We start from the raw sequence: 1,288 nt of genomic DNA, 5'->3' as shown, positions 1-1,288 counted from the left end.
CGAACTGAATTTCTCTTCCGATATCGACCTGATTTTTACTTACCCTGAAAACGGCGAAACCCAAGGTGCCCGCCGCAGTATCGCCAATGCGCAGTTCTTTACTCGTCTTGGTCAGCGGATCATCAAAGCACTCGATCAACAGACGTTTGATGGTTTTTGTTATCGCGTCGACATGCGGTTGCGTCCGTTTGGAGAAAGCGGCCCGTTGGTCATGAGCTATGCTGCGTTGGAAGATTACTACCAAGAGCAAGGACGAGACTGGGAACGTTACGCGATGATCAAAGCGCGCGTGATGGGATGCGAAATGTATCCGCAATATCAAGAGCTACGCAAAATGTTGCGTCCGTTTGTGTTCCGTCGTTACATCGACTTTAGTGCGATTCAGTCGTTGCGCCGCATGAAATCAATGATCAGCAGTGAAGTGCGCCGTCGCGGTTTAACCAACAACATTAAGCTTGGTGCGGGTGGGATTCGTGAAATTGAGTTTATCGCGCAAGTATTCCAACTGATTCGTGGCGGCAGAGAACCCTCTTTGCGCAATCGTGGTTTGCTCGAAACCTTAAATGGTATTGAAGATCTTGCACTGTTAACCCCGCAAGAAGTCAGCAATCTGGAAGCGGCATATAAATATTTACGCCAGCTAGAAAATCTACTGCAAGCAATGGCAGACAAGCAGACTCAAACGCTGCCCGATTGCGACATTGAGCGTTTAAAACTGGCAACTGCGATGCAGCTAGAGTCGTGGGAGCTGCTCATCGAACAAACTCAGCAGCACATGAACAAAGTGCATCAAGTATTTGAAACCTTGATTGGTGACGACGAAGAAGATGAGGGCAGCACGATTGCTCGTCATTTCCATGAATTATGGGATATGGCCAATAAACAAGATGTGCTAGAGCTGATTTTAGAGCAGGACATTCAAGTTGAAGAGCCCGCCATATTCTCTAAAGCTATCATCAACTTTAAAGCCGACTTGGCCAAGAAAACGCTCGGCCCCCGTGGGCGAGAAGTCTTAAATCGCTTGATGCCAAAAGTGTTTGACGCGGTGTTTGCCCACCCAGACGCTCAATTTGGTTTACCGCGAGTGTTGCATTTACTACACAATATTTGCACGCGCACGACGTACTTAGAATTGTTGGATGAACACCCTGCCGCATTGGTGCAGTTGGTGCGCTTGTGTACCGCAAGTCCAATGATTTCCGAACAGTTGTCTCGTTATCCAATCCTTCTGGATGAGTTGATAGATCCCCAACAGCTGTACAACCCAATCCCACTCGATAGCTATAGA

Annotated in this window: 1 protein-coding gene; it reads left to right on the top strand. The window is 47.9% G+C overall.

Annotated elements, in window-relative coordinates; all coding sequences use genetic code 11:
• Positions 1-1,288 (top strand): bifunctional [glutamate--ammonia ligase]-adenylyl-L-tyrosine phosphorylase/[glutamate--ammonia-ligase] adenylyltransferase (glnE, locus tag R7Q47_RS25000; protein ID WP_318089998.1); only part of this gene is annotated, 1,288 nt, incomplete at both ends.

It is taken from the genome of Vibrio sp. Vb0349, from assembly GCF_033338975.1.
Note: the sequence above shows the minus strand (reverse complement) of the source record. Positions and strands in the feature narration are given on the sequence as shown.